At 74.5% G+C, this 756-nt stretch carries 1 protein-coding gene; it reads left to right on the top strand.

Features of this window, described 5'->3' with window-relative positions:
- Positions 1-46 precede the first annotated feature (46 nt).
- Positions 47-756 (top strand): ABC transporter ATP-binding protein (locus tag JNK74_28675; GenBank protein ID MBL7650160.1); only part of this gene is annotated, 710 nt, incomplete at its 3' end.

Below are 756 nucleotides of genomic sequence, written 5' to 3' on the forward strand. Positions count from 1 at the left end.
TGCCGGTCTTCCTCTTCCTGCTCTCGCGCAACCCGCGCGGCACGCCATGAACGCCGCCCGCCGCGCCTTGCCCGTGGATGACGCCCCCTTGCTCGAGGCCGAGCGCCTCGCGCTCGAGGTGGGCGAGCGCTGGCTGTGCTGCGAGTTCAGCCTGAGCCTGGCGGCGGGCGAGTGCCTGGTGCTGCTCGGCCCCAACGGCGCGGGCAAGACCACGCTGTTGCACACCCTGGCCGGACTGCGCGAGCCCACGGTGGGCGAGGTGCGCATCGGCGGCCTGCCCTATGCGGCCTGGCCGGCGCTGGAGGCGGCGCGGTTCCGCGGCCTGCTCGCGCAGCAGCAGCCCGACCCCTTCGCGGCGAGCGTGCTCGAGACCGTGCTGGTCGGCCGCCACCCGCACCTGGGGCGTTGGGGCTGGGAGGGGCCGCAGGACGTGGCGATCGCGCGCGCGGCGCTGGAGTCGGTCGGGCTGGCCGGCTTCGAGCAGCGCGACGTGCAGACGCTTTCGGGCGGCGAGCGCCAGCGCGTGGGCATCGCCACCCTGCTCGCGCAGGCGCCGCGCCTGTTCCTGCTCGACGAGCCGCTCAACCACCTCGACCTGCACCACCAGATCGCCGCGCTCGAGCTCTTCCAGCGCCTGCTGCGCGAGCAGGGTACCGCGCGCGGGAGCGTGCTGGTGCTGCACGACATCAACCTCGCCGCACGCTACGCCGACCACATCATCCTGCTCGACGGCCGTGGCGGCGTGATCGCCGGCGA

The organism is Candidatus Hydrogenedentota bacterium (genome assembly GCA_016791475.1).
In the GTDB taxonomy this organism is placed as follows: domain Bacteria; phylum Hydrogenedentota; class Hydrogenedentia; order Hydrogenedentales; family JAEUWI01; genus JAEUWI01.